The organism is Bacillus sp. JJ664 (genome assembly GCF_036962205.1).
GTDB lineage: Bacteria > Bacillota > Bacilli > Bacillales > Bacillaceae_G > Gottfriedia.
The window spans coordinates 5,942-7,176 of record NZ_JBALMS010000084.1 but is presented as its reverse complement, the minus strand read 5'-3'; the positions used below and the strand labels follow the sequence as shown (position 1 = coordinate 7,176).

Here is a 1,235-nt window from a genome sequence, read left to right as displayed (position 1 = left end):
GTTACCGTATTTACTAATCTTTTTTCAGCAAACAATGTAATCATCACTAGTAAAATCACTGCAATTAAGAATAAAAATATTGAAGCAACTATGACAATTTTCTGTATAGAAATACTATTTGTTAAGGCCCCTAATAGTATTGTAAAAAGAATGATGAAAAATGCTTGAACTAATCCAAATAGACTGCCGACTCTCCCCATTATTTCAATAGGTATTTGTTTTTGATAATACGTATCAAATCCAGTATTTGCAAACGACAGCGCAAATGAAAGTAAAAAGAATCCTAACGAAGCAATGTTAAACTCATTCGAAAATGCATAAATGAGATAACCAAAGGACAAAAATATCGATCCATAACCTATTAATTTGCTAGAGTCGAATCGATTGGAAAAAACTGAATTAACAACAGAACCAATTACAAATCCAATTCCAGCTATACTTACTAGGAAGCCGTATTTTGTATTTGATAAATTCAACACATCTTTAGAAAACGCTGCTTCAAGTGAATCAATCGTTGTTATCATGATGATTATAAAGTAAAAAAGTATAAAAATGCACATCATTTTCATTTGTGCTTTGCAATATGTAAGAACGAGTTGCCAATCATTTCTTAGTATTTTAAATCCAAATTTAGCATTCGAGAAATCTTGCTTTTCTTCCTTCTCAATATTTGGTAAGAACATAGTTAATACACCAGACAAAATTAATGTCATACCATTTATGAGAATTGCAAATGCTGGTGTACCTATCATAAAGAGTATACCTGCAACTGATGGACCAAGTACAAATGCACCAGAACCTACTAAACTACGAAATGAGTTAAATCGTTGCCTCTTTCCTTCTGGTACAAGCTTGGTCATATAAATCATAGACGCCTGATAAAAAATGTCACTTGCCATATTAATAAAAAAAACAAGAATAAAAATAAGCCATAATGATGAAATCAAAGGTAAGATTATGATTAATAGTGCTCTAACAATATCTAGGGCAATCATGATATTTCTTTTATTTATTCGATCAATCATACTGCCGCTCCAAAAATTAGTAAATAAAGTAGCTAATGGTTTTAGAATATATAATATTGAAACCGCAAATGCTGAAGAAGTTGTATCAAGAATAATTAAATTAAGTGCTATGAAATATATCCATGCCCCTACATTTGACAGTCCAATACTTGATAACAAAATTAAAATGGAACTATGTCTTTTGAAATAATTACTTTTAAACATCATGTC

General features: G+C 30.1%; 1 protein-coding gene. It reads right to left on the bottom strand.

What is annotated here, in order from left to right; translation table 11 throughout:
- The coding region (locus V7056_RS14295) for an MFS transporter (protein ID WP_499702971.1) at positions 1–1,229 on the bottom strand (1,229 nt) is incomplete at its 3' end.
- Positions 1,230–1,235 lie beyond the last annotated feature (6 nt).